Genomic DNA, 24,835 nt, shown 5'->3' with positions numbered 1-24,835 from the left:
AGGCCACCGGTTCCGCGTGGAAGTTGCCGCCCGAGAGCACTTCGTTCGTTTCCGGGAAGATCAGCGGATTGTCCGACACCGCGTTCGCCTCGATGAGCAGCACCTGCGCCGCGTGGCGCATCTGGTCCAGACATGCACCCATCACCTGCGGCTGGCAGCGCAGCGAATACGGGTCCTGGACCTTGCCACAGTCGCGGTGCGAGAGATTGATCGCCGAACCTTCGAGCAGCGTGCGATAGGCCGCGGCCGCCTCGATCTGGCCGCGATGACCGCGCAGTTCGTGAATACGCGCGTCGAACGGCTTCACCGAACCTGCCGCCGCGTCCACGCAGAGCGCGCCCGAGACGAGTGCCGTGCGGTACAGGTCCTCGATCGCGAACATGTTGTAGAGCGCAAGCGCGGCGGAAGCCTGCGTGCCGTTGAGCAGCGCGAGGCCTTCCTTCGCCTGCAGCGCGAGCGGCTTGAGGCCGACGAGACGCAGGCCCTCCAGCGCGCTCATGCGCTCGCCCTTCGCGAACACGTCGCCCACACCCAGCAGCACGCAGGACATATGCGCGAGCGGCGCGAGGTCGCCCGAAGCACCCACGGAACCCTTCACCGGAATCACGGGCAGCACGTCGGCATTGAACAGCGTGATGAGCGTGTCCATCACTTCGCGGCGAATGCCCGAATGGCCGCGGCCCAGACTCGACAGCTTCAGCGCCATCAGGAGACGTACGACGGGACGCGACATCGGCTCGCCCACACCCACGGCGTGCGAGAGCACCAGATTGCGCTGCAGCAGTTCGAGCTGCTCACGCGGAATATGCGTGCTCGCCAGACGCCCGAAGCCCGTGTTGATGCCGTAGGCGGGCTCGCCCTTCGCCGTGATCTCGGCAACGGCGCGTGCGCCTGCGTCGATGGCCGCAAAGCTGGCCGGATCGAGTTCGAGCTTCACGCCGCCGTTTTCATCGGCACGCGCGATCTGGCGCAGTTGGGACAGGGTCAGATGGCCGGGAGTGAGTTTGATGTTCATTGCGGTGTCAAAGTTGTCTGGACAAGGTGGAATCAGATTACCGAAGCGAGCTTGTCTATACAAGTTCAATCTGCTCCACGTATACCCGCATTTCCGCTTCCTGACGCCTGAATTACGCCATCTTTCGATTGTGGCACAGTGAAATCCCCAGGTGATAACACCGATTGCCGGTCTTTCCGACACATCGATAATTGTATAGACAACTTGCCGTGCCGAACCTCCAGTCCATGACCGGGCACACGCCAACCATTCCTATCGGAGACTTCATGAAGAAACTTGCCTTGTGTGTCGCCCTCGCCCTTGCCGCCGGTGGCGCGTACGCGAAAGACTGGTCGACCATCCGCTTCGGCACCGACGCGAGCTACGCGCCGTTCGAGTCGAAGGCGACCGATGGCAAGCTGGTCGGTTTCGACATCGACCTCGGCAACGAAATCTGCCGGCGCCTGAACGCCAAATGCGTGTGGGTCGAGCAGGATTTCGACGGCATGATCCCGGGCCTCAAGGCCAAGAAGTTCGACGGCGCCCTGTCCGCGCTCACCATCACCCCGCAGCGCGAGCAGCAGATCGCCTTCTCGGCGAAGCTGTTCAACACGCCTACTCGCCTCGTCGCCAAGCAAGGCTCGCCGCTGCAGCCGACCATCGCTTCGCTGCAGGGCAAGACGGTCGGCGTCGAGCAAGGCTCGATTCAGGAAACCTACGCGAAGCAGAACTGGGCGCCCAAGGGCATCAGCGTGATTTCCTACCAGAACCAGGACCAGGTCTATCTGGATCTGCAGTCGGGGCGCCTCGACGCCGCGCTGCAAGACGAAGTGCAGGCCAATCTCGGCTTCCTGAAGACGCCGCGTGGCGCAGGCTTTGCGTTCGCGGGCGCGGAAATCCCCACGGGCGCCGCCGCCATCGGCCTGCGCAAGGACGATGCCGACCTCAAGGCGAAGATCGACAAGACGATCGCCGACATGATCAAGGACGGCACCTACAAGAAGATCGAGTCGAAGTATTTCGACTTCGACGTGTACGGCGGTTAAGCACCGCCGTCTTCATCTGCAACAACCAGGGGGAGCGCCGCTCCCCTGAACGAGGACACCTTCCATGGTCTTTCAAGGCTTCGGCCCGCTGCTCCTTGCGGGCACGTGGGAAACCATCAAGCTCGCGGTGCTTTCGCTCGGCGCCGCATTTCTGCTCGGCCTTGCGGGCGCTGCCGCGAAGCTCTCGCCCAACCGCATGCTTGCGCGCATCGGCACGGCGTACACCACGCTCATTCGCGCGGTGCCCGACCTCGTGCTCATGCTGCTGCTGTTCTACAGCATCCAGATCTGGCTCAACGACGTGACCGACATGATGGGCATGGACCAGATCGACATCGATCCGTTCGTGGCCGGCGTCATCACACTCGGCTTCATTTACGGCGCGTATTTCACGGAGACCTTCCGCGGCGCGTTTCTCGCCGTGCCGCGCGGGCAGATCGAAGCCGGTTTCGCCTACGGCATGAGTTCCACGCGCGTGTTCACGCGCATCCTGTTCCCGCAGATGATGCGTTTCGCGCTGCCGGGCATCGGCAATAACTGGCAGGTGCTCGTGAAGGCCACGGCGCTCGTCTCGATCATCGGTCTCGCCGATGTGGTGAAGGCCGCACAGGACGCGGGCAAGGCCACCCAGGCGTTCTTCTTTTTCACGCTCGTGACCGGCGCGATCTATCTCGCCATCACCACGGTTTCCAACCTGGCACTGCACCGCCTCGAAAAGCGCTATTCGACCGGTGTGCGGAGGGCAGCGCTGTGATCGAACTGCTTCGTCAATACTGGCCCAACTATCTGTTCAGCGACGGCTTCAACACGAGCGGCCTCGCCATCACGCTCTGGCTGCTGGTCGTGTCGATCGTGGCGGGCTTCCTGCTTGCCGTGCCGCTCGCCATTGCGCGCGCGTCGCGCAACCCTTGGCTTTCGCGGCCGGTTTGGGTCTACACGTACGTGTTCCGCGGCACGCCACTCTATGTGCAGCTGTTGCTCTTCTACACCGGCCTCTACAGCCTGCATTTCGTGCAGGCCAATCCGGTTCTTGGCGACTTCTTTCGCAGTGCCATGAATTGCACGCTGCTGGCGTTTGCCTTGAACGAGTGCGCTTACGCCACCGAAATCTTCGCGGGCGCGATTCGCGAGACCGCGTATGGCGAAATCGAAGCGGCCCAGGCGTATGGCATGTCGAAGACCAAGATCTATACGCGCATCATCCTGCCTTCGGCGTTGCGGCGCGCCCTGCCCTCGTACAGCAACGAGGTGATCCTCATGCTGCACGCCACGACGCTGGCGTTCACCGCGACCGTGCCCGACATCCTGAAGGTGGCGCGCGATGCGAATTCCGCCACCTATATGACGTTCCAGGCGTACGGCATCGCGGCGGCGCTCTATGCGTCCATCGTCTTCGCCCTGATCTGGGGTTTCCGCCGCCTCGAAACACGTGTGCTGGCGTATCTGAAGCCGCAAGGCCACTAAGAATTTCACGCAGTTTTGATGGAGTGACCCGAGTATGTACAAGCTGATTGTCGACGACCTGCACAAGAAGTTCGGCGAGAACGAGGTTTTGAAGGGCGTATCGCTCAAGGCAAAGGCTGGCGACGTGATCAGCCTGATCGGATCGAGCGGTTCGGGAAAGAGCACGTTCCTGCGTTGCATTAACTTTCTCGAATCGCCCTGCTCGGGACGCATCACGCTCAACGGCGAGGAGATCCGCACGAGCGCCGACCGCGGCGGCGCGCTGCGCGTGAGCGATCCGAAGCAGCTCCAGAAAATGCGCACGCGCCTTTCGATGGTCTTTCAGCACTTCAATCTCTGGGCGCACATGACCGTGCTCGAGAACATCATCGAGGCGCCGGTCAGCGTGCTCGGCCTCTCCCGCAGCGAAGCCGAGGCCCGCGCGCGCAAGTACCTCGACAAGGTGGGGCTGGCCGCCGGCGTCGAGCACAAGTACCCCTCGCATCTTTCCGGCGGCCAGCAGCAGCGCGTGGCGATCGCCCGCGCGCTGGCCATGGAGCCCGAAGTGATGCTGTTCGACGAGCCCACTTCCGCGCTCGACCCCGAGCTTGTGGGCGAAGTGCTCAAGGTCATGCAGAAGCTCGCGGAGGAAGGCCGCACCATGATCGTCGTCACGCACGAAATGGGCTTCGCGCGCAACGTGTCGAATCACGTCGTGTTTCTGCACAAGGGCAAGATCGAAGAGCAAGGCGACCCCAAGGACGTGCTCAATGCGCCGCGCAGCGAGCGGCTCCAGCAGTTCCTCGCGGGACGGCTGAAGTAAGGTCGTGGCGGGCTGTCGTTTCAAGGCCCGCCAGCGCACCTCGGGGGCATGTGCAACGATGCGCGGGCATCGAAGTGCTGCCCCGGTTACACACCTTGTGTGCGCCAGGCCACATTGGCGCAAGCGCCCGGCGCTATAGTGAAAACGTCAACGGGAGCGACGCCCAACGCCCGCCTCCACGCCTCGCGTCGGGCTATCCGCCGGACGAGCGCGCCGCTCCATCGTGTCGAAGCAAGGCAGTAATCCGGCTTTTCAGGAGACCTCCCATGAAAAAGCTGCTTGCCCTCCTGCTCATCGTTCCCGCTACGGCTTTTGCCGACGCAGCGGCATTCCCGGACGGGTCCGCGAGCCCCAGCGCGGCCGACCTCCAGCAACACCTCTCGGGCAAGGCATTCGACATCAAGATCGCCGACGGCAGCACGTGGCATGTGCAGTACGGCAATAACGGCGACTACGACTTCAAGTCGAGCAAAGGCTTTGCCGACCACGGCGACTGGAAAGCCGAGGACAGCAAGATCTGCAGCAAAGGCAGCAAGATGCCGTATTCGTGCAACGAAGTGCGCATGAAAGGCGCCGACCTGTACCTCAAGCGCGACAACGGCGAGATCATCGAGTTCGTCGAATCGCAGTGAGCGACGCCTGGCAGGCCCAACCAATCGAAAGCCGATCGTCGGCGATCGAGCGCCGTTGGGCCTACACTACCGGCATGCCGCCCACTCCAGACGAATGCATGCCAGCCAGCGCAGCCCTCCACGCCGATGCGCCCACGCTCACCGACGCGCATCCTGAACCGCCCGACGCCGAACCCCTGCTGGACCCGGCCCTGCTGCGCCGCCTGTTGCGCGCGAAAGACCGCATGGACGCCGCCTCTCACGAGGCGTGGCCCGTCAAGCGCCTGGCCGAGGTCAGCGGCGTATCCGAAGCGCATTTCGCGCGCTCCTTCAAGCGCGCCTTCGGGCTCCCGCCGCATCGCTACCTGCTCACGCGGCGCATCGAGCAGGCCACCACCCTGCTGCGCGACACCGATCTCGACATCACGGATATCGCTTTCGCCACCGGCTGGGAGAGTCTCGGCACCTTTGGCCGCACGTTTCGCGACGTGGCCGGCTCGAGCCCCAGCGCCATGCGCGTTCAGGCGCGGGCCAACCTGCCCGAGATCGACCGGGTGCCCGCCTGCGTGCTGAAAGCCGCGCAGCGCCCCGACCTCACCACAGCAGTTTTGGAGAAGCGGCGGCGTGCGGGCAAGGCTAAAGTGCGGCCCTGAAGTGCGGTCACTAACCAGGGAGGTGTTATGAATCAGGGTATCAATGTGGTGGGCCTGTACGTCGACGACCAGGACGAGGCACTCAAGTTCTACGTCGACAAACTCGGATTCCGTGTGCATACCGACGTGCGCAATGGCGCGTACCGCTGGCTCACGGTCCAGCACCCGGAGCAGCCATCGTTCCAGCTCGGGCTGTTCCTGCCCGGGCCGCCCGTTCACGATGAGGCCACCGCGCAAACGCTGCGCGCCATGGTCGCCAAGGGCGCCATGCCGCCCCTCGTGCTCGCCGTGGCGGACTGCCGCGCGAGCTACGAGCGCCTGAAGGGTCTGGGCGTGGAATTCACCCAGGAGCCGGTCGACCGCTACGGCAGCGTCGACGCGGGCTTTCGCGATCCTGCCGGCAACGGCTGGAAGATGATCCAGGCGCCGAAGCAGGCATAGCGGCTAGGCATGCGCGGCTTCGAAGGCGATGCCTTCGGCCGCGTCTTCGAAATGGTCGCGGCTTTCGGCGATTTCCTGATAGTCGATCTCGCCGTCGAGCATGACGTATTCGTGAATACGCAGGCCCGCAGAAAAAATTACCTCGAGATTGCGATCCGTCGCCGGGAACACGGCCTGCGGCTTGCCCTGCTGGGTGATCACCAGAAGCTGGCTGCCCAGCCGGTCCTTCATGAATAGCGTCTGCGTGACTCGCGCGGTCTGCACGCGCGTGCGGTCGCCCACCAGGTCCAGATACGTTTCGCTAATGTTCCTGAACATCGTTGCCTCCATTTCAGCGCTGCCTGCCGCTGACTTCCAGTTACATGACAAGTCAACTATAGTGCCGAAATAGCCCGCTCGCAGGCGACATCCTGTCGCGCGCGAGCGCCTGATTGAACGCATCCTTCTTCAGATCATTGACATTTGCGCTGGTCGAGCGTAGCGAACGGCGCGTGGCCGTCCATCCAGTCGTACTGGCTGGTCGGCGTCGCCCACGCCCAGTTCGAAGGCGAACGCGCAGTGGCGCCGCGGCTTGTGCGATCCGCGCCGCTGCGCGGCACGGCATTCGGTGCGCGATCCTCGGTGCCCGTCTGCTGGCTTTCGGCGATGATGTCTTTCATGTCAGTCCCGCTCCAAAGAAATGAGATCCGCATGCGGCGGCCGACCGTCTGCACGGCACAACCCGCATGCTTTTCGATGTGAGCGGACGATACGCCAATCCAATGAAGCGCTTTTCGCTTCAAATGCCATTCTTTTAGGCTTGGGCGCCACTGAGCGTTAACGACTGGCCCGCCACGAAGCGGCACTGCGCTTCGTGGTGGCAATCTGATGACAATTCAATGACGTTCGCGTACCAGATATTCAGGCGCGAACCGGGAAGCGGTCAGGGCGTGGCGTCCCAGCCGTGTGACGCGAGGATCTTGTCGAGCAGGAAGCGCAGCGCGACACGCTCGGCCTCGTTCAGCCCGTGGTAGAGGTCGCTTTCGCGCTTGTCCAGGGTCGGGCCGATCTTCCTGAATATCTTGCGGCCTTCGGCGGTGAGCGAAATGATGACGCTGCGTCCGTCCTTGTCGTTGCCCGTGCGCGCGAGGATCTCCTTCGAGAGCATGGCCTCGACCGTGCGGCTGGCCTGACTCTTGTCGAGGTTGGCGCGCCGCGAGATGTCCATCACGGTTTGCGGACCGAACGTGCCGATCGCGGCGATGATGCTCGCCTCCGGATACGGCACCCCCAGCTTGTCGCGCGACATCTCGCTGCTCATGCGGTCGGCGATCTTGGTCAGTGCTTTCAGCCGATAGGTCAGCGAGGCGTCTGCGCCTGGCTCATTCGTGCTTGCCATATGCCCACTCGAGAATTGGATCCGGTAACCCGCGAAAGAAACCCGGGTATGTTGCCCTGATCCTGCCCGCGAGGTCAACTGCGGGGCGCACACAAGGCGCAAGCAGTGAGTCGGGCGCCGTCCGCTTCATTACGGTGCATGCGGTGTGCGAAGACGCGATACGCAGCGTCGATGGCCATATTCATTTTCATCACTCGCATTCATCGTGGCCGCTTATACTGCACGCGTTCAACGCGCGAAGATGGCCATGAGCAAACGAATGACTGTCCGGCAGTCGCCGGTGCACGGAAAAGGCGTCTATGCGTTGCGTCCCCTGCGGGCCGGCGAGCGCATCTTCGAATACAAAGGCAAGATCATGAGCTGGCGCAGCGCGGCCCGGCGTTATCGTCTGCGTGAAGACGGCGCGCATACGTTTCTGTTCGGTCTTTCCGATGGCCGCGTGATCGACGGCGGCCAGGGCGGCAACTGGGCGCGCTGGCTCAATCACGCGTGCCAGGCGAACTGCGAAACCATCGAAATCAACGGTCACGTATTCATCGACGCGTGCCGCGACATCCTGCCGGGCGAAGAGCTGTTCATCGACTACGCGCTCGAACTGCCCGACGACGCCTGCGAAGACAGCGTGCGCGAATACATCTGCCGCTGCGGGGCGCCGGCGTGCCGTGGGACGATGCTCGCCGGCGCCGGTGTCAGCGCCAGTGTTATCGATGACACCGGCGTGAGCAGCATCGTCAGCGTAGTCAGCCTGTTTTAGGCTGCACGCCGCCTAGAACCGGTGCCGCATGCCGATCGCGACAACCGTCTGCTGATTCGTCGACGACGGCGACTGCCCGCTGATATCCGCACCCAGACCCGATCCATCCGCGCTGATGTGCGGGTAGCTCGCCTGCGCATAGATGTCGGTGCGCTTCGAGAGGAAATAGTCGGCCTGCACCGACACCTCGTGCCAGCGCGGGTGATGCTCGCCGCCTGAACTCGAGAGCGCACCCTGCGTGTAGGTGTACGCGCCGTTCAGGCTGAATTGCGGCGGTGAACAGGTAGCTCGCGTTCACCTCGTAGTTGCTGAAGCTCGCGCCCTGCCGGTTCTGCACGAGGCCGAGGCTGTCCGCGCCGTTGGTCGTGTCGAGGCCGCCCAGTTGCGTGCGGGTCCACACGAAGCCGAAGCGCGCATGGCGGGTAACGTATCTCAGTTCGAAGCCGCTTTGCGCGCGGCATCGTCGGTGGACGGCCCGGTTCCACGCAGGTTCGTCACGTTTTGCAGCAGGTCGAACCAGAACGGCGCGCCGAACAACGTCGCGCTCGCCGTGAGCAGCCAGCCGACGATCATCCAGGCCACGCCGTCTGCGTAGGCGCCGTCCCTTTGCCAGCCGATCGGCAACTGGTTCATCAGCGAGACCGCATCGGCAGACGCGTTCCCGTGCAGCGCACCCGCGAGCGAGGGATGCATCCATAGAATCCTGAACAGAAAAACCGTATCGATGTTCAGTGCAATCACGATGACAAGCGCCACGGCAAATGAAATGAACTGCGACCAGCGCTTGTAGGTGCCGGAAAGCCTGTCCATCCCGTTGTCGAACCACTTGCCGAGCGCGTCGGAAAACTGGCCAACATCCTCGTTGGCGTGCTGGTACATCGCCTGCAACACCTCCCTCAACTGCTGGTTCTGGATGGTGGCAATCGACTGGCCGATGTTCTGGTCCGCACCGGGGGCGCGCCGAAGGATATCGATCATCGCCAGGGCAAAGTCCTTCGACGGAATATAGGAGGGCTTGTACTTCAGGTCGCTCGCATTCGTCGCGTCACCGGAGTCGCGCGGGCTCACGAGTGCGTGGTTGTAGAGGTCGCGCGCCATGCCGTTGAACTGTGGGTCGTTCAAAATCTGCTTGACGCCGGATAGCAGACACTTCGCGCGCAACTGCAAAAGCGACGCGAAGAGCTCGGTCACGGTGCTGACGGCAAGGCTCACCGCGAAATAGCAGAACACCAGGCCAATGCCGACTTCAAGTACGGTGCTGTTGAACATGTGCGGCTCCGCGTGCTTGCGCTTCAAAGAAACGAGAGACTGCACAGCCGGCTGCTCTTCGAAGCATGTTCGTGACATTCGCGTGGCGGGAGCCCTCTCTTCAACAATCAGCGGTTTTGACACGACGCTCAAGACCGTAAATGCGGGTTGTGTGGGCAATGCCACACAGCGAAAGCATCGGAGGGACGACTCATCCTGAGTGCGGCCACACGAATTCAAACATTCGCTGTTCGAATCATTTATCGATCGAAGCGATGATTCGAAACCTGTCGCTTCCGGCACTTCGCTCTACATCCGGCCAATATCGAGGGCCGGAGCTGCGCAGTCTTCATGCGCGCGGCGCACCGGCACTTTGCCGCCGACTACGGCACACTATGCCTTCAGCACCGAAGGGTCGATATACCCCGGCACCGCCGCCGAAAGCGATTGCTTCAACTCACGGCTGGCTGCATCCGCGAGCACTTCGCTTTCGCCCGCTTCGAGCGCGTCGTAGGCCTGGCGAACGACATCGACGGGACTGACTTTCGGCACGTCGAAATCCTTCGTGAGATCGGTATCCACGAAGCCCACATGCACGCCGACCACACCGACCTTGCGCTCCCTGAAGTGCAGGCGGATGTTGTTGGTATAGCTCCATGCCGCCGCCTTCGAAGCGGAATACGGCGCGAGGAACGGCACGGCTCGCCACGAGACATCGGAGAGCACGTTGATCACGCCGCCGTTGCCGTCGCTCGGCAGCACGGATTCGAACGCGCGCGTCGTGCGAATGACGCCATAAAAGTTCGTTTCGAAGATGCGCCGCGCCTGATCTTCTGCCTCTTCCGCAAGGGGGGACGCGAGAATTTCCGCAATCCCTGCGTTGTTCACGAGCAGTGTCACGTCCGAGGCGATCTTCGCGGCAGCCGTAACGGAGGCCGGATCCGTCACGTCGATCTTGGCCGGAACGATGCCGGGTTCGTTGAAGCCTTCCGGGTTGCGCACCCCAGCGTAGACCTTCGCGGCCCCGCGGGCCAGGGCCTCGCGTGCAAAGGCCAGACCGAGGCCACGGCTTGCACCGGTTACAAACACGACGGAATTCCTGATTTTCATTTTGAATCTCCAATGAAATTGATCATGCAAAGTGTTCGTTTGAATCAGGCCCGGAAGAGCTCGCGGTGCTCGCGAACGAACGCCTCGACCGTCTGCGGCGCCTTGCCGGTCACTTGCTCGATGATGCTATCGGTCCCCTTGAACACGCCGTTCTGATAGTCGACAGCGACTTCGATGAAGTGCTGGATCATAAACTCGGGAAGGTCGTACTTCTGCAAATGCGCGCGATATTCATCGAGTGTACCGGGGCGATAAGCGATCTTCCGGTCGGTGACCTTGCCGATCTCGTCGGCAATGCCCTGGTGGTCGAGTTCGACCGGCCCGCAAAGCTCGTAGCGCTTGCCAATATGGCCCGAGGGTTGCGCGAGCACCGTGGCGATGAAGCGGGCCTGGTCAACGGCGGTGATCGGCGCGTGGCGACCCGCGCCGTAAGGCAGCGTGATCTGTCCTTGCTGGACGATGGTGTCGCGCACCCACGGGAAGATCAGCCATTCGGAAAAGAAGGTCGGGCGAACATGAATGGTCGGCACCCCCGACCAGTCGAGCACGCGCTCGGCGATCCAGTGATCGCGCGCGGCGTGGCTCTTCGCATTCTCGCGCGCGGAAATCTGCGACATTTCCACGACGACTTCGAGACTGGCGCGGCGCGCGGCGTCCGCGAAATACGCGGTGCCCTGAATGAACCCGGGCCGAACGGGATAGCAGAGATACGCGCCCGTCACGCCCGAGGTGGCGCGGATCAGGTCGTCGTGATCGAGCAGATCGCCCACCACCACTTCGGCGCCGGCGGCCCGCAGCGCGGCACTGCGCGCGTCTTCCGTACGGACCATCGCGCGAACCGCGTGTCCGGCTTCGAGCAGGTTATTGACCACGTGCACGCCGGTTTTTCCCGTAGCGCCGGTAATCAGAAATTTACGCTGTTGCATGATGAGCTCTCCGTTAAAGTGCATATGCACATTTGTACCCGAAATAAATCGCCAGTCTCTGGCGACAGTTTTCGTTCAGATCGTTTCGATGTGTTGCCTGACGTCTTCCAGCAGTGACGCGGAAGCGTCCGGATCGGGGATGATGCGCGCCATGGTCAGCGCGCCGATCATGGCCGCGAGCGCGAAAGCGGCCTGCGAGCGGTCCGCCTCTTCCTCCGGTGACGCCATGCGCGCCGCCAGCATGTCGACGAGCGCATCGAACCCGCGCGACGCCGCCGCGCGCGTCGCGTCGTCCGCGCGCGCCAGCTCGCTGCCCATGCCGGCAAGCGGGCAACCGTTCGCGCGCGCGTCGCGATGACCGGTGGACATGTACGCGTCCACGACCGCCCGGAACGCGTCCTCGCCCGTGGCCCCATCCGCAGCGGCGACGAGGTTTTCGACGATGCCGGCCAGCCCCGCTTCGCACGCCTCGGCAACCAGCTGGTCCTTCGACTCGAAATGGCGGTAAAAGCCGCCATGCGAAAGCCCGGCGGCGGCCATCACGTCGGCGAGTCCCGTTGCGTGGATGCCATTCGCCCTGAATGCTTCAGCGGCGACTTCCACGATGCGCTCCCGCGTCTGCGCCGTTTCGACTTTCGACTTCCTCATGATGCGACCCCGCTCCGTGATTCGATGTTGTTTAGATGGTAGTCATCATCTAAATGGAAGTCAAGGTGAGTTTGGGATGTTCGGGCGTCGCGGGGTAGCCGGAAACCCGATTCGGCATCACTCATGTCCGAGACGACCGCATCACGACCTACTGGCTTGTCTGCAAGCGCCGGCACTCTGCCTGTTTCATATCGATGTAATGCTGCCGGTCGATTTCGTGCAGTTGTCGCGGATATTGCTCGCTGGCGCTGAACCACTCGTTCAGGCGTTGCTCCAGGCGCGTATCGGGCAGGCTGGACGGTTCGCCGATAAAGGCATCGATAGCCAGGTAATAACGCATGGTATTGCGTTCGACGAGGCCGCGCACCCCATCGGCGTATTTCGGCTCTGTCGCGGACGGACCCGCGATGTTGGTGAATCCGACCTTGCCGCGACCGAAAGTTGCCAGATAGCCCTTCATGGCGAGACGCCCGAATACGCCGTAGCTGTATGCGTAGGTCAAGTGCAGAAACGTGCGATCACTTCTGAGAGACACCGCTTCCAGAACGATCTGGTAATCGCGGGTGTCCAGCGGTCCGCTCGCGGCGTGGAGGTTTATCCGGAAATATCCCGGACCGGTCATCGCCGGATCGTATTCGAATTGAAGGCGGTAAGTGGAAGCGAGCTTCTCTTCGGGCACCTGGTCCTGGCTGACGTTGACAGTCAGCGTTTCTGCGCTGCTGCTATGCGCAACATGGCAGTACTTTACATTGGGATGCAGGATCAGTATGTCGCACCAGTTCTTTGGGCCGTGCGACGGGTCATCGAGGATACGGCTGACCTTCGCGAACGGATAGTCCATCACAGCGTAGATTTCGCCTGCGACCGTGGATGAGGACTCGCGGGAATCGAGGTACAGCCTCCGATGAAATGCGTTCTGGTCGAGTTGTGGTTTCAGGCTCTCGTAGGTGGTGCGCAAGCTGGTGGCATTGTCGACCGTTTGAGCCGCCTGTACGATAGATGACGGGTACCAGGCGGCGAGGATGAGAATACACACCGTACCGCGTAGCCACCCGGTGACTGAACATCGGGGAGACCGGGTCATCTCTGGTTCAAGGAGACGGGGCATAAGCGTGCCTTGAGTTAGGTGGATCTCGTCCACAAGTGTTGTGTCTTCTGGATTCTGCGCACGGATCATGCCTCTGCGGCGATTGATTCGCACCCGCTCCTCTCATGCCGCCCGGCGCGCCACTCGTGCGCCGACCGCGAGTGCGACGCACGCGAGCGCTGCACAGAAGACTGCGAACACCACATTGGCCCACAGATGGCCAACCGCGCTCGCAAGCAGCGCAACGCCAACTGCAGGCACCGAGTTTCCGGTGTAGCAGCACAACAGATAGGCCGATAGCAATTCCGCGCGCTTGTCCTGGGGAGCGATTCGGTTGATCTCCTGGAGACTACCGCGAAATCCCCACGCGCTCGCAACACCGCAAAGCGCCGTCGCCGCCAGTAGCCAGGCGAGCGAGCCGTCAATCTGCGCCCACAGGAGGATGGCGAGGCTGGGCGGTAAAAACCATAGCCCCGCCGACATCGCGGTTCGCGCCGCAAGCATGGGCGTCGCGATGACCGTAAGCGCCCCGGCCAGGAAGAGTTCGGCAACCACCGCGCCGCTCAGCGCAGGACTGTGTATGCGCATGCTCCCGGCGAGCAGATTGGGCAGCAGTGCAGCGTAGAACCCCAGTAGCGCGAAGGTAGCGAAAGCCGTCACGGCGGGCGCCACGAAAGCGAAGCGCAGATCGCGTGGCACCCCGACACGTGGCTTGAGCGAAAGCTGCGCGGTCGAATGCGTGGGCGATTCGACCGTTTCGCAGGCGAGCGCCGTCGATGCTGCCGTTACCACGAGCACGGCCAGATAAACGATGAAGGGCAGGCGCAACGGCCACGGCGCGAACTGTGCAAGGAGGCCCGCGATCAGCACGCCGACCGCGAGGCCCGCGAGATTGACGGCCGCAGCGAGCCGGCTCGCACTCGCCTTGTCGTCGGCGGCGTACAGCTCCGCGATCCATGCCGTTGCGCTCGCTGCGCCAACACCGATGGCGAGCCCGCTAAGTGCGCGCCCGAGAAAGAGCATGACGGGGTGCACGGCGAACAGGAACACCAGCGCACTCACGATCGCCACGGCGAGCACGATGAGGCTGACGGCGCGCCGCCCTGCCTGATCGGAGACGCGCCCAAACGCGAACAGCGCTACGAGATTGCCGGTCACGTAAGTGGCGTAGACGAGCGTGACCGTCAGTTCGGAAAGGCCGAAGCTGCGTTGATAGAGCGGATAGAGCGGCGTGACCATGGTGCTCCCCGCGTAGATCACGCCGAGCAGCACCGCCGCCGTGATAAGCGACATGCGCCGGTTCAGCCTGCCCTGCCATGTACGCGCGGCCACTGTGCGAGCCTTCAGGCGCCATCGCGGATGGCCTTGTCGATGGCCACCGCGCGAAGCGGTATCGATTTCGTGCCGGGCACCCTGCTTTCCTTCGCGTACTGCCACAGTGGCAAGGGAGATGCCTCGGCTCCCTGGTCAAAACGTGTAGTTTCGCTACGCTGCGACGTCTTTTGCGCTTTTTCCATGTCGTCCCTCGATAAGCTCCTCAGCTCTCGATGGGTTCGAGCGCAAGCGACATTCCGCGCGGCCGCAGCGTCGCTCGTTTAGGGGCGCCTAAGGCTCGACGGCCGCACTGACACGACCGAAGCTTGAGCGCGGCTTTCGGACAGTGGCGAGGCTGGCGGTGAAACCACCGGCATTGAAGAGCGGGATAGAAAACGGCGCGTCGGACCACTACCCGATGGCCCTGGCCTTGGTAAGGGCCATCGCTATTTCCGCGACAAGCTGGTGTTGCTGATACGGTTTACGAAGTCTCTGGATTTCGACGTCGGCTCCCTGCGGAAGCTCTGCGTAGCCAGTGGCCAGGATCACAGGAAGTGTCGGGCGCAACTCGCGTGCGGCCAGCGCCAGCTCAAGTCCCGTCATCCGCGGCATCGAATAGTCGGTGAGCAGGAGATCGATCTTGCGCCCCGCCTTCAGGATCTCGAGTGCGCCTGCGCCCGAGTCGGCTTCGATCACCTCATGTCCCATATCCTGAAGGAGGTACGCAGTGCTCGTCGCGATCAGGGCATCGTCATCGACGAGAAGAATGCTCGCCTGGATCGGATCGATTGCGCTGCCCTCCGGCTGCGCATCGTGCTGCAGGTCATCGGGTGTGACGCGTCGCGAGGTAACGGGCAGCCATAACTCTACCCGCGTCCCTCGTCCTGCCTCGCTCTCGAGGCGCAGGGCGCCGTTCAGTTGCAGCGCGAGTCCGTGAATCATTGAGAGACCCAACCCCGTCCCCTTGCCGAGCTCTTTCGTTGTAAAGAACGGCTCGGTTGCTTTCGCGAGGGTGTCCGGATCCATGCCTTTCCCGGTATCAGTGACGATGATGCGTACGTAATCGCCCGCAGGCAGTCCGTTGTCGCAACACGTGTGTATGTCATCGACCGCTATCGACAACGCCCCGCCCTCCGGCATCGCGTCGCGGGCGTTGACCACCAGGTTCAGGAGCGCGAGTTCGACCTGATTCCCATCGGCAAGGGTAAGCGGAATGTCCTCCGGCAAACTCAGCTCCAGCGCCACGCGCGGCCCTATCGACCGTTCCAGGAGATCGGTCATGCCACGAACCACGGTGGGGAGGTGGGTCGGCTCGACCTTGAGATCCTGCTGCCGCGCGAAGGCCAGAAGGCGCTGCGTAAGCGCGGCGCCACGCTGTGCTCCCCTAAGCGCGCCGTCGATCAGTCGCGTTGCTCGAATGGCGTCCCGCGGCTGTTTGCGCAGCAGTTCGAGATTGGCCATGATGGCCATCAGCAAGTTGTTGAAATCGTGGGCAACCCCGCCCGTCAACTGCCCGATCATTTCCATCTTCTGAACCTGGCGCAGCAACTCTTCCGCGCGCTCGCGCTGCCGGATCTCGTCCAGCACGAGCTGGTGGGTACGCTCAAGCTCCGCAGTGCGCTGGGCGACCCTTGCCTCGAGCATGTCGTTGACCCGCTGCAGGCTGTCTTCCGCCGCCTTGCGCAGGGTGATATCGGATGTTACTCCGACGAGCCGCGCGATCTTTCGAGTGCCGTCTCGAACCAGCCGCGCGCGCATGTCCGCCCAATGCACCGTCCCGTCTGGCCAGATCGTACAGAGTTCGAGTGCGAAATCGCAGCCGGTCGCGAGGCTGCGATTGATTGCGTCGGTTATGCGGGGCCTGTCATCGCGGCTGACGCCGGCAATGAGATCGGTGTACGTGAAAGGCTCGCCTGACGCAAGCCCGAAAATCGCGTGACACGCAGGCGAGGCCACGAGTGCAAATGTCGACAGGTCCAGCTCCCATGAGCCCAGTTTCCCTGCCGTGAGTGCGGTATGCAGGCGCGCCTCGCTTTCGCGCAATTCATCGATACGCAGACGGGCTTCGAATTGCCGCGCCCGGCCACGCAGCGCTGTGCCAACCGCGCTGATGAACGTCCGCGGATGAAACGGGCGCTCGATGAACGTCGCGTTTCCCAGCGTCGCCGCGAGTCGGGCCAGTTCGGGGTCCCGATCCGGCGCGCCCCCGCGCTGCGTAAGGATGATGAACGGAAAATCCGACCATGTGGGCTGCGCCGAAACCCAGTTTTCGAGTGGCTTGAGGTCGGCACCTCGCAGCCCCTCGTCGGTCACGATCGCGCAACAAATTCCCTCACCGAGCTTTGCGACGAATTGCTCGAAATCGCCACAAACGCACGCCAGCGCGCCTGCCTCCTTCAGGAGAGCCGTTGCAACGACAGCGTCTCGCCCAACCGGTGTAAAAACCAGTGCGGGACAGCGACTGAAATCAGGTGCTTTCATTGCCAGCGGCGCCCGTCGGCATGAGCGGCCCTGTGTGACCCACGAACGTGGGTACACCGCGCAGGATGCCCTGGAAGCTGTCGAGCGGTGCCCCGACGTTCAGACCGAATCGCCCAATGCGAAATTCCCGGATCGTCTCCTCGTGACGACCGGTGCGCTTCTTGATGATCGACACCGCACGTCGCACGCTTCCCAGCGCCTCGAAATACCGCAGCAGGATGACCGTGTCGGCAAGGTACGTGACGTCGACGGGCGCCTTCATGTCGCCAACGAGCCCATGCTGCGCTACCGTCAGGAAAGTCGTCGCGCCTTGCCTGTTGAGGTATTGCAGCAATTCGTGGATATGAAGGACGAGCGCGTTCTCCTGCGGCATGGCGGCCTGGTAACCGTTGAGGCTGTCGATGGCCACCGTTTTGGCCCCGGAGTGATCGACGCAAGCGCGTACGCGCTGGGCGAACTCGCCAGGCGAGAGTTCCGCGGCATCGACCTGCTCCACATACAGCCGTCCGGCGTCGCGCATCGCTTCAAGGTCGAAACCCAACGCGCGGGTCCGGTCAAAGAGCAGTCCAAGTTCTTCGTCGAAGGCGAACAGCGCCGCCTTCTCGCCCCGGGCGACCGCCGCCGAAATGAACTGAAGCACAAAAATGCTTTTGCCAGTGCCCGCCGGTCCTAGCACCAAAGTGCTCGAGCCCTGTTCGATGCCGCCGCAGAGAAGCGCATCGAGTTCCGCCACGCCGCTCGTCATTTGCTCGCGTGCAAACCTGACGCGATGTTCCGCGGCAACGAGTCGGGGAAACACGGCAACACCGCCGCGTTTGATGGTGAAGTCGTGATAGCCACCACGGAACGCCTGCCCCCGGTACTTGGAAATCCTCAACCTGCGCCGCTCGGCTCCATAGTCAGGGGCAAGTTCTTCGAGCTTGATGACGCCGTGGGCGACGCTGTGTACGGTTTTGTCTGCGGCATCCGCAGTCAGGTCGTCGAGCAAGAGGACGGTCGCTCCCTGCCGCGAGAAGTAATGCTTGATGGCGAGCACCTGGCGGCGGTAACGCAGCGAGCTCTGCGCGAGCAGACGGATTTCCGACAGGCTGTCGAGGACGACCCGCTTGGGCCGAACTCGTTCGAAGGCGTCAAAGATCAGGCGGGTCGTCTCGCCGAGCTCGAGATCGGACGAATACAGCAGACTCTGTTGCTGATCCGCATCGAGCAGGCTCTCCGGGGGCACCACTTCGAACACGGCGACGCGATCGCCCAGCTGCCAGCCATGCGACGCGGCGCCGTCGCGCAATTCCCGCTCCGTTTCGGACAGCGTGATGTAAAGGCCCTGATCGCCCGCCTCGACACCTTCAAGGAGAAACCGCAGCGCGATGGTCGTTTTCCCGGTGCCGGGGCTCCCTTCGAGAAGGAAAAGATGTCCCTGAGTCAGCCCTCCCGCCAGGACGTCGTCCAACCCGGGAACGCCAGTGCGCACAATCGGCTTGGCTTTGGTCTCATCGTCCATCAGGCGCTCCTGACTGCTCGGTGTTTGACGCGATATTCCCGCATCGCGGGCGGCCTGGCTCACTGAATCCGTCTCGATGCAATGAATGCGGCGCGCTACGTGCGCAAAACGCATGCCCGCCCTCCTTCCGCCGCCCGATGGAAGCGGCCGGAGGAGATCGCGAAGCGAGCGCCGGGTTTCCGTGCGGCGGCCATGGAGCGTGTCTCCCAGCGTATCTGCGAGGCACGCGGAATGCGCGTGGCGGTCCATCGCCCATCTCAACACGGAGAAAGACCATGACCAAAAGCACGGATTCCAGCGTCTATAAGGTGACGGAAATCATCGGCACGAGCACGACTTCCTGGGAGGAAGCCGCAAAAAATGCAGTGGAAACCGCAGCCGCGTCGTTGCGCGACCTGCGAATCGCCGAAGTCTGCAAACTCGACATCAAGATCGAAAACGGCAAGGTCGTTGAATATCGGACCCGGGTATCCGTGTCCTTCAAATACGAGACCTGAGAAGATCGCAGGCCACGATTGCGCCCCGGGCGCCGTGAAGCAATGGGGAAGTGGCGCGCGCTTTGGTCCCTCTACTGCGCTTCACGATCGGAAGCGCTGGCGCCGGAGTTCGCTGTTTCGCCGCCTGTTGCGGAACCGGCCGGCGCGCGTCGCTTGTCGCGCCATTCCGCGACTTGCCATGCGACGAGCCCGGGCACAAAGACGATGACGTCACGAAACCTTCGCGCACCCGCAAGTGCGAGGCAAGTCTGCGGATTGAAACCGAGTACCGTGCCGATCAGCAAGAATCCCCCCTCCTGAACGCCGAGTCCGCCAGGCACAAAGAACGCGACACTACTGAGCGCCTGGATGAGCGACTCGAGTACGATTGCCTGCAGAAAGCTTCCTTTCGCTCCGAGAAAATAGAGCGCGAGCCAGAGCTCCAGCGCGGTTGCGATGCATTGCAGTGACTGCCAGATGAGCAGATAACGAATGATCATGCCGCGCTGACGCCAGAGATCGCTGATCGACTGATCGATGCGCACCGACTCGCCGACGAGCGAGCGGAACTTGCCGCTCGTGATGCGATTGAATAGTTTCGTCAGGCGAGCGAACGGACTCATGCGCTGCACGAACAAAAACGCGAGGAGCAGGACTGCAAGAATGGCGATACCTCCTCCGAGTCTCGCTGCAAGGTGCAACGCGCTGGAGCCCGCATGTGCGATCAGATAGCCGATGGCCGCAATGGCAAAGAGCATCTCGCTGATCAGCGTTAGCTGAAGATCGACGACGAGGCTCGCCATTGCCGGGGCCGGCTGCATGCCCCATTTGCACATCATGCGGAACGTCACGACTTCACCGCCGACGCGCGCAACGGGCAACGTCCCGTTCACGGACTCCCGAATCCAGACGAGGCGCAGGACGCCCAACAGCGTTGGACGTCTCGCACCGCGCATCAACATTTGCCAGTTCCTTGCATTGGCGAGCATCGGCAAAACATGGATCATCCCCGCGAGTGCGAGCCCTGCGCCGGCTGCGCGCATCAAACCGAGCACCGCTCGCGCATCGGCGTGCCAGACGAGCCAGACCGCGATGGCGAGGCCTGCAAGTGCCGCGATTCGGGCGAGATATTTCATAAGGCCGCTGTATTGCCTGCCACGTGTGCCGTGAGAGCCGGGGAGCCCCAAAAAGTAGCCGCATCGACGAACCCTGCCGCACAGGCGAGCCAGCAATGGCCGCCGACGAAGGCAGATCTCGTGCATGCCGCTTCGGTTGTCGTTGCGGTTCTCCCCCGCTGAGCGCCACGACCGGTGCTTAGCCACTGTGCGCACCGCCTGCTCCCGGTCTTCGGGATGACTCCGGCGCGGCGCCACGCGGCATCGCGGCTGATGCACGCGACCGAGTTCCACTTCTTATTTCTGGCCAGGACTGCAGGGTGCGAAACCCGGTGCTTCCCCTTTCGTTCGACGGCCCTTGCATGGGCATAGCGATTGCTATTTGCGGGGCAGACTGCCTTTTCCAAGGACATCGAATCCACCGGGCGCCGCATGAACACCTTCCCCTTTTCAGCCGATTTCACCGGCGAGCCAGGAGCCGCGCATGGCTGAACAAGAAGGAACCGGCGGCGTGGGCGCGTGGTCGCGCGCGCATCGGGGCAGACCGCGCCGTGCGGATGCCGCGAAATCCAGAAACGGCGCGAACAACGGCGCGAAAGGCGGCGAAACAGACGACAATCAGGGCCGCAAGCGTCCCGGCAAGAAGCCGCTCATCGTGATCGGCATCGTGCTGCTCGTGATCGCCATCGGTGCGTCGATCTGGTGGTTCGTCACGCGCAACGAGGTCAGCACCGACGACGCCTATACCGACGGCAACGCCATCACCATCGCCCCGAAGGTGTCGGGCTACGTGACGCAACTCAACGTCGACGACAACGTCTACGTGCACAAGGGCGACCTGATGGTCGAAATCGACCGGCGCGACTACGCGGCCCAGGTCGATCAGGCGCGCGCACAGCTGGGCCTCGCGAAGGCCCAGTTGCTTTCCGCGCAGGCGCAGCTCGACATCGCGCGCGTGCAGTACCCCGCGCAGTACGACCAGGCGCGTGCGCAGATCGAAACGGCCAGCGCGAACTACACCCGCGCCCAGGCCGACTACGAACGCCAGCACGGCGTCGATCCTCGCGCGACCACGCAGCAGAACATCGACACGGCCAACGACCAGCAGCGCGTGTCGCACGCCAGCGTCATGAGCGCCCGCGCGCAGCTGAAAACGGCGAGCCTCGTGCCGCAGCAGATCCGCCAGGCCGTGGCCGCCGTGGAAGCGCGCCGAGAACAGGTGGCGCAGGCCGAGGCGCAGCTCGACACGGCGGAACTGAACCTCGCCTGGTGCGACATGCGCGCGCCCTCCGACGGTTGGGTCACGCGCCGCAACGTGCAGTACGGCACGTTCTTGCAGGCGGGCGCTTCGCTCTTTTCAATCGTCACGCCGCAAATGTGGATCACCGCCAATTTCAAGGAGTCCCAACTCACGCGCATGCGTCCGGGCGACAAGGTCAAGATCAGCGTGGACGCCTACCCGAAGCTCGAATTACGCGGCCACGTGGACAGCATCCAGCTCGGCAGCGGCTCGCGCTTCTCCGCGTTCCCCGCCGAAAACGCGACGGGCAACTTCGTCAAGATCGTGCAGCGCGTGCCGGTGAAGATCGTGATCGACAGCGGCTTGCCTGGGAACCGGCCGCTGCCGCTGGGGCTTTCGGTCGAGCCTACGGTATATCTGGCGGACTGAGGGCGCGGCCATGAGCGATTCGCAGAGCAACTGGCGCCCCGCCGGCAACCCCTGGCTCATCGCGATCGCGGTCACGCTCGCCGCGTTCATGGAAGTGCTCGACACGACCATCGTGAACGTCGCGCTGCCCCATATCGCCGGCACGATGTCGGCGAGCTACGACGAAGCCACCTGGGTGCTGACGTCCTACCTCGTGGCCAATGGCATCGTGCTGCCCATCTCGGCGTTCTTCGGCCGCGTGCTCGGGCGCAAGCGCTATTTCATGCTCTGCATCGTCGCGTTCACGGTGTGCTCGTTCCTGTGCGGCGTCGCCACGAGCCTCGGGCAACTCGTGATCTTCCGCGTGGCGCAAGGCTTCTTTGGCGGCGGCCTGCAGCCTAACCAGCAGTCCATCATCCTCGACACCTTCGAGCCCAGCCAGCGCGGGCGCGCGTTTTCGATCTCCGCCGTGGCCATCGTCGTCGCCCCTGTGCTCGGCCCGACGCTGGGCGGCTGGATCACCGACCACGTCTCGTGGCGCTGGGTCTTCCTGCTCAACGTGCCGGTCGGCATTCTCACCACGCTCGCCGTGTTCCAGCTCGTGGAAGACCCGCCATGGGTCAAACGCGAGACGCATCGACGCATGAACTGGCGCACGGTCGACTTCTGGGGCATCGGGCTCATCGCCCTGGGTCTCGGCTGCCTGCAGGTCATGCTCGATCGCGGCGAGGACGACGACTGGTTCTCGTCGCCGTTCATCGTCACCTTCGCCGTGCTCGCGCTGCTCGGCATCGTGGGCGCGACCTTCCGGCTGCTCTACGCGAAGCATCCCGTCGTGGATCTGCGCTGCCTGCGCGACCGCAACTTCGCCCTGGGTTGCTGCATGATCGCCGCGTTCGCCGCCGTGCTCTATGGCAGCGCCGTGATCATTCCGCAGCTCGCGCAGCAGCAGCTCGGCTACACCGCCACCCTCGCGGGCCTCGTGCTTTCGCCGGGCGCCGTGCTCATCACGATGGAGATTCCCGTCGTCAGCCGGCTGATGCCGCATATCCAGACGCGCATGCTCATACTGACCGGCTTCATCATGCTCACCATGGCGCTCATCTACGCGCGCACGCTCACGCCCGATATCGACTACCTCACGCTCGTGAAGCTGCGCAGCGCGCAGTCACTCGCCATCGGCTTCCTGTTCGTGCCGGTCACGACGCTCGCCTATCTCACCGTGCCGAAGGAACTCAATAACGACGCCTCCGCGCTGTTCACCATGTTCCGCAACGTGGCCGGCTCGATCGGCATATCGGTTTCCACCGCATTGGTTCGCGAGCGCTCGCAGGCATGGATGGTGCATCTTTCCGCCCATATGTCGCCGTTCTCGCAGAACTACCAGGACACGCTCGCGCGCGAGGCGCAAACGGTCATGCAAAGCACGGGCGCGCCGCTCGCGCAGGCCATGCAGACGGCCAACGGCCATCTCTACGAAACCTTCGTTTCGCAGGCCACCATCCTCGCTTACATCGACGTGTTCGGCATACTCGCGTGCTTCTGCGTGGTGTTCGCGCCGCTCGCGCTGTTTTTCTCGCCCGTGAAGGCGTCGGGTTCGGGAGGCCATTGATGCGCGCGCTCGCCGTCGTTCTGGCCGCTTCGCTGTGCGCATGCACCGTTGGCCCCGACTTCAAGCCGCCGCAGGCAAACGCGCCCGGCGACTGGCACGCGATGCAACGCACGGCGAACGGATCGAACGCTGCATCGAGGCCCACCGTCGAATCGAACCCCGACCCGCAGTGGTGGCACGGCTTCGGCGACCCCACGCTCGACGCCCTGATCGGGCGCGCCTTGAGCGGCAACCCCGATCTGCAGATCGCGGTCGTGCGGATCGCCGAAGCACGCGAACGAACCCAGCAGGCCGCCGCGCAAGGTTTGCCGAACGTGCGCGCGAGCGCGAGCTACAAGCGCGAACAACTGGGCGCGAAGGGCATCCTCGAATCGGCGGGCGCATACAACAAGGTCGATGCGCTCGGCGCGCCCAACTCGCCCATCAACCAGATCGCGCCCGGCGCGGGCCCGAGCGTGGAGCGCGGCGCGCAGAGCGCACTCGACCAGCTCACCGCGCCCGTGAACCTGTGGCAGGTGGGCTTCGACGCATCATGGGAACTCGACCTCTTCGGTCGCGTGCGACGCTCGGTCGAAGCCGCGAACGCCCAGGCCGACGTCGCGCTCGAGTCGCAACGCGACGCACAGGTCTCGCTGGAAGCCGAAGTCGCCGAGACCTATCTGCAACTGCGCGGCGGCCAGATGCTGCACGCGACGGCCCAGAACCTCGTCGCCGAGCAGCGCGAGACCGAGGACCTCGCGCGCAGCGCCGCGATGCACGGCCTCGAAAGCGAACTCGACGTCGCGCGCGCGCACGCCGAACGCACGCAAACCGAGGCGCTGCTGCCGCAGTACGATCAGCAGATCGCGCAGTCGCTCAACGCGCTCGCGGTGCTGGTCGGCGAAGCGCCGGGTGCGCTCGACACCGAACTCACGCCGCCCGGCATACTGCCCGGCACGCCGCCCGCGGTGCCGGTCGGGCTGCCCGCCACACTCGCGCGCCGGCGCCCCGACATCCGCCGCGCCGAAGCTTCGCTGCACGCGGCCACGGCCAACGTGGGCGTGGCCGTGGCGCAGTTCTATCCCGACATCTCGCTCACGGGACAAGTCGGCACGCGCGCGACCTCGCCGCACGATCTCACGCACTGGGCGAACCTTTTCTGGTCGTGGGGGCCGAGCGTATCGCTGCCCGTCTTCCAGGGCGGCGCGCTCGTGTCGAACTTGCGGCTGTCGAAGCTACAGCAGGTCGAAGCCGCGCTCGACTCCCGCAAGACCGTGCTCGACGCGCTGCGCGACGTGAACAACGCGCTCGATGTGTATCGCACCGATCAGGCGCGCCTCGTCTCGCTCGACGAGAGCGCGGCAGCCCAGCGCCACGCGTTCGACCTCGCACGCGACAGCTATCGCAAGGGCATCGTCTCGTTCATCGACGTGCTCGATGCGCAGCGGCAATTGAGCAGCGCCGAGCAGAACGCGCAGCAGGAGCAATTGCAGGTGTGTACCGACCTCGTGGCGTTGTACAAGGCGCTGGGCGGCGGGTGGGAGCAA

The 24,835-nt window shown here is 63.5% G+C and carries 26 protein-coding genes and 1 pseudogene; 12 read left to right on the top strand and 15 right to left on the bottom strand.

Features of this window, described 5'->3' with window-relative positions:
* Positions 1-1,015 (bottom strand): aromatic amino acid lyase (locus tag AB4Y42_RS31260; protein ID WP_368696318.1); only part of this gene is annotated, 1,015 nt, incomplete at its 3' end.
* 266 nt (positions 1,016-1,281) lie between these two features.
* On the opposite strand from AB4Y42_RS31260, the gene AB4Y42_RS31255 reads away from it, so the two are divergent.
* The 7 genes from AB4Y42_RS31255 to AB4Y42_RS31225 all read left to right on the top strand — a co-directional run bounded on the left by AB4Y42_RS31255 (position 1,282) and on the right by AB4Y42_RS31225 (position 6,011).
* A complete protein-coding gene (locus AB4Y42_RS31255) occupies positions 1,282-2,040 on the top strand; it encodes an ABC transporter substrate-binding protein (RefSeq protein WP_368696317.1) in 759 nt (252 codons plus the stop codon).
* A 64-nt stretch (positions 2,041-2,104) separates the two neighbouring features.
* Positions 2,105-2,794, top strand: coding sequence for an ABC transporter permease (locus tag AB4Y42_RS31250; protein ID WP_069263215.1), 690 nt, complete (start codon positions 2,105-2,107; stop codon positions 2,792-2,794).
* Complete coding sequence (locus AB4Y42_RS31245; RefSeq protein WP_368690028.1) at positions 2,791-3,504, top strand: ABC transporter permease; 714 nt, start codon at positions 2,791-2,793, stop codon at positions 3,502-3,504. The genes AB4Y42_RS31250 and AB4Y42_RS31245 overlap by 4 nt, the downstream gene beginning before the upstream one ends.
* A gap of 34 nt (positions 3,505-3,538) precedes the next feature.
* A complete protein-coding gene (locus AB4Y42_RS31240) occupies positions 3,539-4,306 on the top strand; it encodes an ABC transporter ATP-binding protein (RefSeq protein WP_368690027.1) in 768 nt (255 codons plus the stop codon).
* Between the two features lie 266 nt (positions 4,307-4,572).
* Positions 4,573-4,938, top strand: a complete 366-nt coding sequence (locus tag AB4Y42_RS31235; protein ID WP_368696316.1) for a hypothetical protein — start codon at positions 4,573-4,575, stop codon at positions 4,936-4,938.
* Positions 4,939-5,036: 98 nt separating this feature from the next.
* Positions 5,037-5,570: a helix-turn-helix transcriptional regulator gene (locus tag AB4Y42_RS31230; RefSeq protein ID WP_368696324.1), complete on the top strand. Its 534-nt coding sequence runs from the start codon at positions 5,037-5,039 to the stop codon at positions 5,568-5,570.
* Positions 5,571-5,597: 27 nt separating this feature from the next.
* On the top strand, positions 5,598-6,011 hold the full coding sequence (locus AB4Y42_RS31225) for a VOC family protein (protein ID WP_368690025.1): 414 nt from the start codon (positions 5,598-5,600) through the stop codon (positions 6,009-6,011).
* 3 nt (positions 6,012-6,014) lie between these two features.
* On the opposite strand, the gene AB4Y42_RS31220 is transcribed toward AB4Y42_RS31225, so the two are convergent.
* The 3 genes from AB4Y42_RS31220 to AB4Y42_RS31210 all read right to left on the bottom strand — a co-directional run bounded on the left by AB4Y42_RS31220 (position 6,015) and on the right by AB4Y42_RS31210 (position 7,389).
* Positions 6,015-6,329, bottom strand: a complete 315-nt coding sequence (locus AB4Y42_RS31220) for a hypothetical protein (protein ID WP_368690024.1) — start codon at positions 6,327-6,329, stop codon at positions 6,015-6,017.
* 134 nt (positions 6,330-6,463) lie between these two features.
* Positions 6,464-6,670, bottom strand: a complete 207-nt coding sequence (locus AB4Y42_RS31215; RefSeq protein ID WP_368690023.1) for a hypothetical protein — start codon at positions 6,668-6,670, stop codon at positions 6,464-6,466.
* Between the two features lie 263 nt (positions 6,671-6,933).
* Positions 6,934-7,389: a MarR family winged helix-turn-helix transcriptional regulator gene (locus AB4Y42_RS31210; RefSeq protein ID WP_368690022.1), complete on the bottom strand. Its 456-nt coding sequence runs from the start codon at positions 7,387-7,389 to the stop codon at positions 6,934-6,936.
* Positions 7,390-7,636: 247 nt separating this feature from the next.
* On the opposite strand from AB4Y42_RS31210, the gene AB4Y42_RS31205 reads away from it, so the two are divergent.
* The gene (locus AB4Y42_RS31205; RefSeq protein ID WP_368690021.1) at positions 7,637-8,143 is read left to right on the top strand and encodes an SET domain-containing protein; all 507 of its coding nucleotides are present in this window, start codon (positions 7,637-7,639) and stop codon (positions 8,141-8,143) included.
* Positions 8,144-8,155: 12 nt separating this feature from the next.
* On the opposite strand, the gene AB4Y42_RS31200 is transcribed toward AB4Y42_RS31205, so the two are convergent.
* The 10 genes from AB4Y42_RS31200 to AB4Y42_RS31155 all read right to left on the bottom strand — a co-directional run bounded on the left by AB4Y42_RS31200 (position 8,156) and on the right by AB4Y42_RS31155 (position 18,458).
* Positions 8,156-8,323 carry a hypothetical protein gene (locus AB4Y42_RS31200; protein WP_368696315.1) on the bottom strand — a complete coding sequence of 56 codons (168 nt, stop codon included), beginning with the start codon at positions 8,321-8,323 and terminating at the stop codon, positions 8,156-8,158.
* 252 nt (positions 8,324-8,575) lie between these two features.
* On the bottom strand, positions 8,576-9,412 hold the full coding sequence (locus AB4Y42_RS31195) for a hypothetical protein (protein WP_368696314.1): 837 nt from the start codon (positions 9,410-9,412) through the stop codon (positions 8,576-8,578).
* Positions 9,413-9,784: 372 nt separating this feature from the next.
* Entirely contained in the window at positions 9,785-10,501 is a 717-nt protein-coding gene (locus AB4Y42_RS31190; RefSeq protein ID WP_368696313.1) for an SDR family oxidoreductase, read from the bottom strand.
* A gap of 44 nt (positions 10,502-10,545) precedes the next feature.
* The gene (locus tag AB4Y42_RS31185) at positions 10,546-11,427 is read right to left on the bottom strand and encodes an NAD(P)H-binding protein (protein WP_368696312.1); all 882 of its coding nucleotides are present in this window, start codon (positions 11,425-11,427) and stop codon (positions 10,546-10,548) included.
* A gap of 75 nt (positions 11,428-11,502) precedes the next feature.
* Complete coding sequence (locus tag AB4Y42_RS31180; protein ID WP_368690017.1) at positions 11,503-12,075, bottom strand: TetR/AcrR family transcriptional regulator; 573 nt, start codon at positions 12,073-12,075, stop codon at positions 11,503-11,505.
* Between the two features lie 148 nt (positions 12,076-12,223).
* Positions 12,224-13,111: a hypothetical protein gene (locus AB4Y42_RS31175; protein ID WP_368696311.1), complete on the bottom strand. Its 888-nt coding sequence runs from the start codon at positions 13,109-13,111 to the stop codon at positions 12,224-12,226.
* A gap of 174 nt (positions 13,112-13,285) precedes the next feature.
* A complete protein-coding gene (locus AB4Y42_RS31170) occupies positions 13,286-14,455 on the bottom strand; it encodes an MFS transporter (protein ID WP_368690015.1) in 1,170 nt (389 codons plus the stop codon).
* A 50-nt stretch (positions 14,456-14,505) separates the two neighbouring features.
* Positions 14,506-14,679, bottom strand: a complete 174-nt coding sequence (locus AB4Y42_RS31165; RefSeq protein ID WP_368696310.1) for a hypothetical protein — start codon at positions 14,677-14,679, stop codon at positions 14,506-14,508.
* A gap of 208 nt (positions 14,680-14,887) precedes the next feature.
* Positions 14,888-16,957, bottom strand: a complete 2,070-nt coding sequence (locus AB4Y42_RS31160) for an ATP-binding protein (RefSeq protein WP_368696309.1) — start codon at positions 16,955-16,957, stop codon at positions 14,888-14,890.
* The gene (locus tag AB4Y42_RS31155; protein WP_368696323.1) at positions 16,944-18,458 is read right to left on the bottom strand and encodes an ATPase domain-containing protein; all 1,515 of its coding nucleotides are present in this window, start codon (positions 18,456-18,458) and stop codon (positions 16,944-16,946) included. The genes AB4Y42_RS31160 and AB4Y42_RS31155 overlap by 14 nt, the downstream gene beginning before the upstream one ends.
* A 275-nt stretch (positions 18,459-18,733) precedes the next feature.
* On the opposite strand from AB4Y42_RS31155, the gene AB4Y42_RS31150 reads away from it, so the two are divergent.
* Complete coding sequence (locus AB4Y42_RS31150) at positions 18,734-18,955, top strand: dodecin family protein (RefSeq protein WP_368690012.1); 222 nt, start codon at positions 18,734-18,736, stop codon at positions 18,953-18,955.
* A gap of 71 nt (positions 18,956-19,026) precedes the next feature.
* On the opposite strand, the gene AB4Y42_RS31145 is transcribed toward AB4Y42_RS31150, so the two are convergent.
* Complete coding sequence (locus tag AB4Y42_RS31145) at positions 19,027-20,070, bottom strand: lysylphosphatidylglycerol synthase domain-containing protein (RefSeq protein WP_368696308.1); 1,044 nt, start codon at positions 20,068-20,070, stop codon at positions 19,027-19,029.
* A 463-nt stretch (positions 20,071-20,533) separates the two neighbouring features.
* Here AB4Y42_RS31145 and AB4Y42_RS31140 point away from each other — a divergent pair, with 463 nt between their 5' ends.
* The 3 genes and pseudogenes from AB4Y42_RS31140 to AB4Y42_RS31130 all read left to right on the top strand — a co-directional run.
* The gene (locus tag AB4Y42_RS31140; protein ID WP_368690011.1) at positions 20,534-21,718 is read left to right on the top strand and encodes an HlyD family secretion protein; all 1,185 of its coding nucleotides are present in this window, start codon (positions 20,534-20,536) and stop codon (positions 21,716-21,718) included.
* Positions 21,719-21,728: 10 nt separating this feature from the next.
* On the top strand, positions 21,729-23,309 hold the full coding sequence (locus AB4Y42_RS31135; RefSeq protein ID WP_368696307.1) for a DHA2 family efflux MFS transporter permease subunit: 1,581 nt from the start codon (positions 21,729-21,731) through the stop codon (positions 23,307-23,309).
* Positions 23,309-24,832 (top strand): annotated as a pseudogene (locus AB4Y42_RS31130) (efflux transporter outer membrane subunit); the annotation flags it as partial. The gene AB4Y42_RS31135 and the pseudogene AB4Y42_RS31130, both read left to right, overlap by 1 nt.
* Positions 24,833-24,835: the final 3 nt, after the last annotated feature.

It is taken from the genome of Paraburkholderia sp. EG286B (assembly GCF_040965655.1).
In the GTDB taxonomy this organism is placed as follows: domain Bacteria; phylum Pseudomonadota; class Gammaproteobacteria; order Burkholderiales; family Burkholderiaceae; genus Paraburkholderia.
The sequence above is the reverse complement of the archived record's forward strand: the minus strand, read 5'-3'. Positions and strand labels throughout refer to the sequence as shown.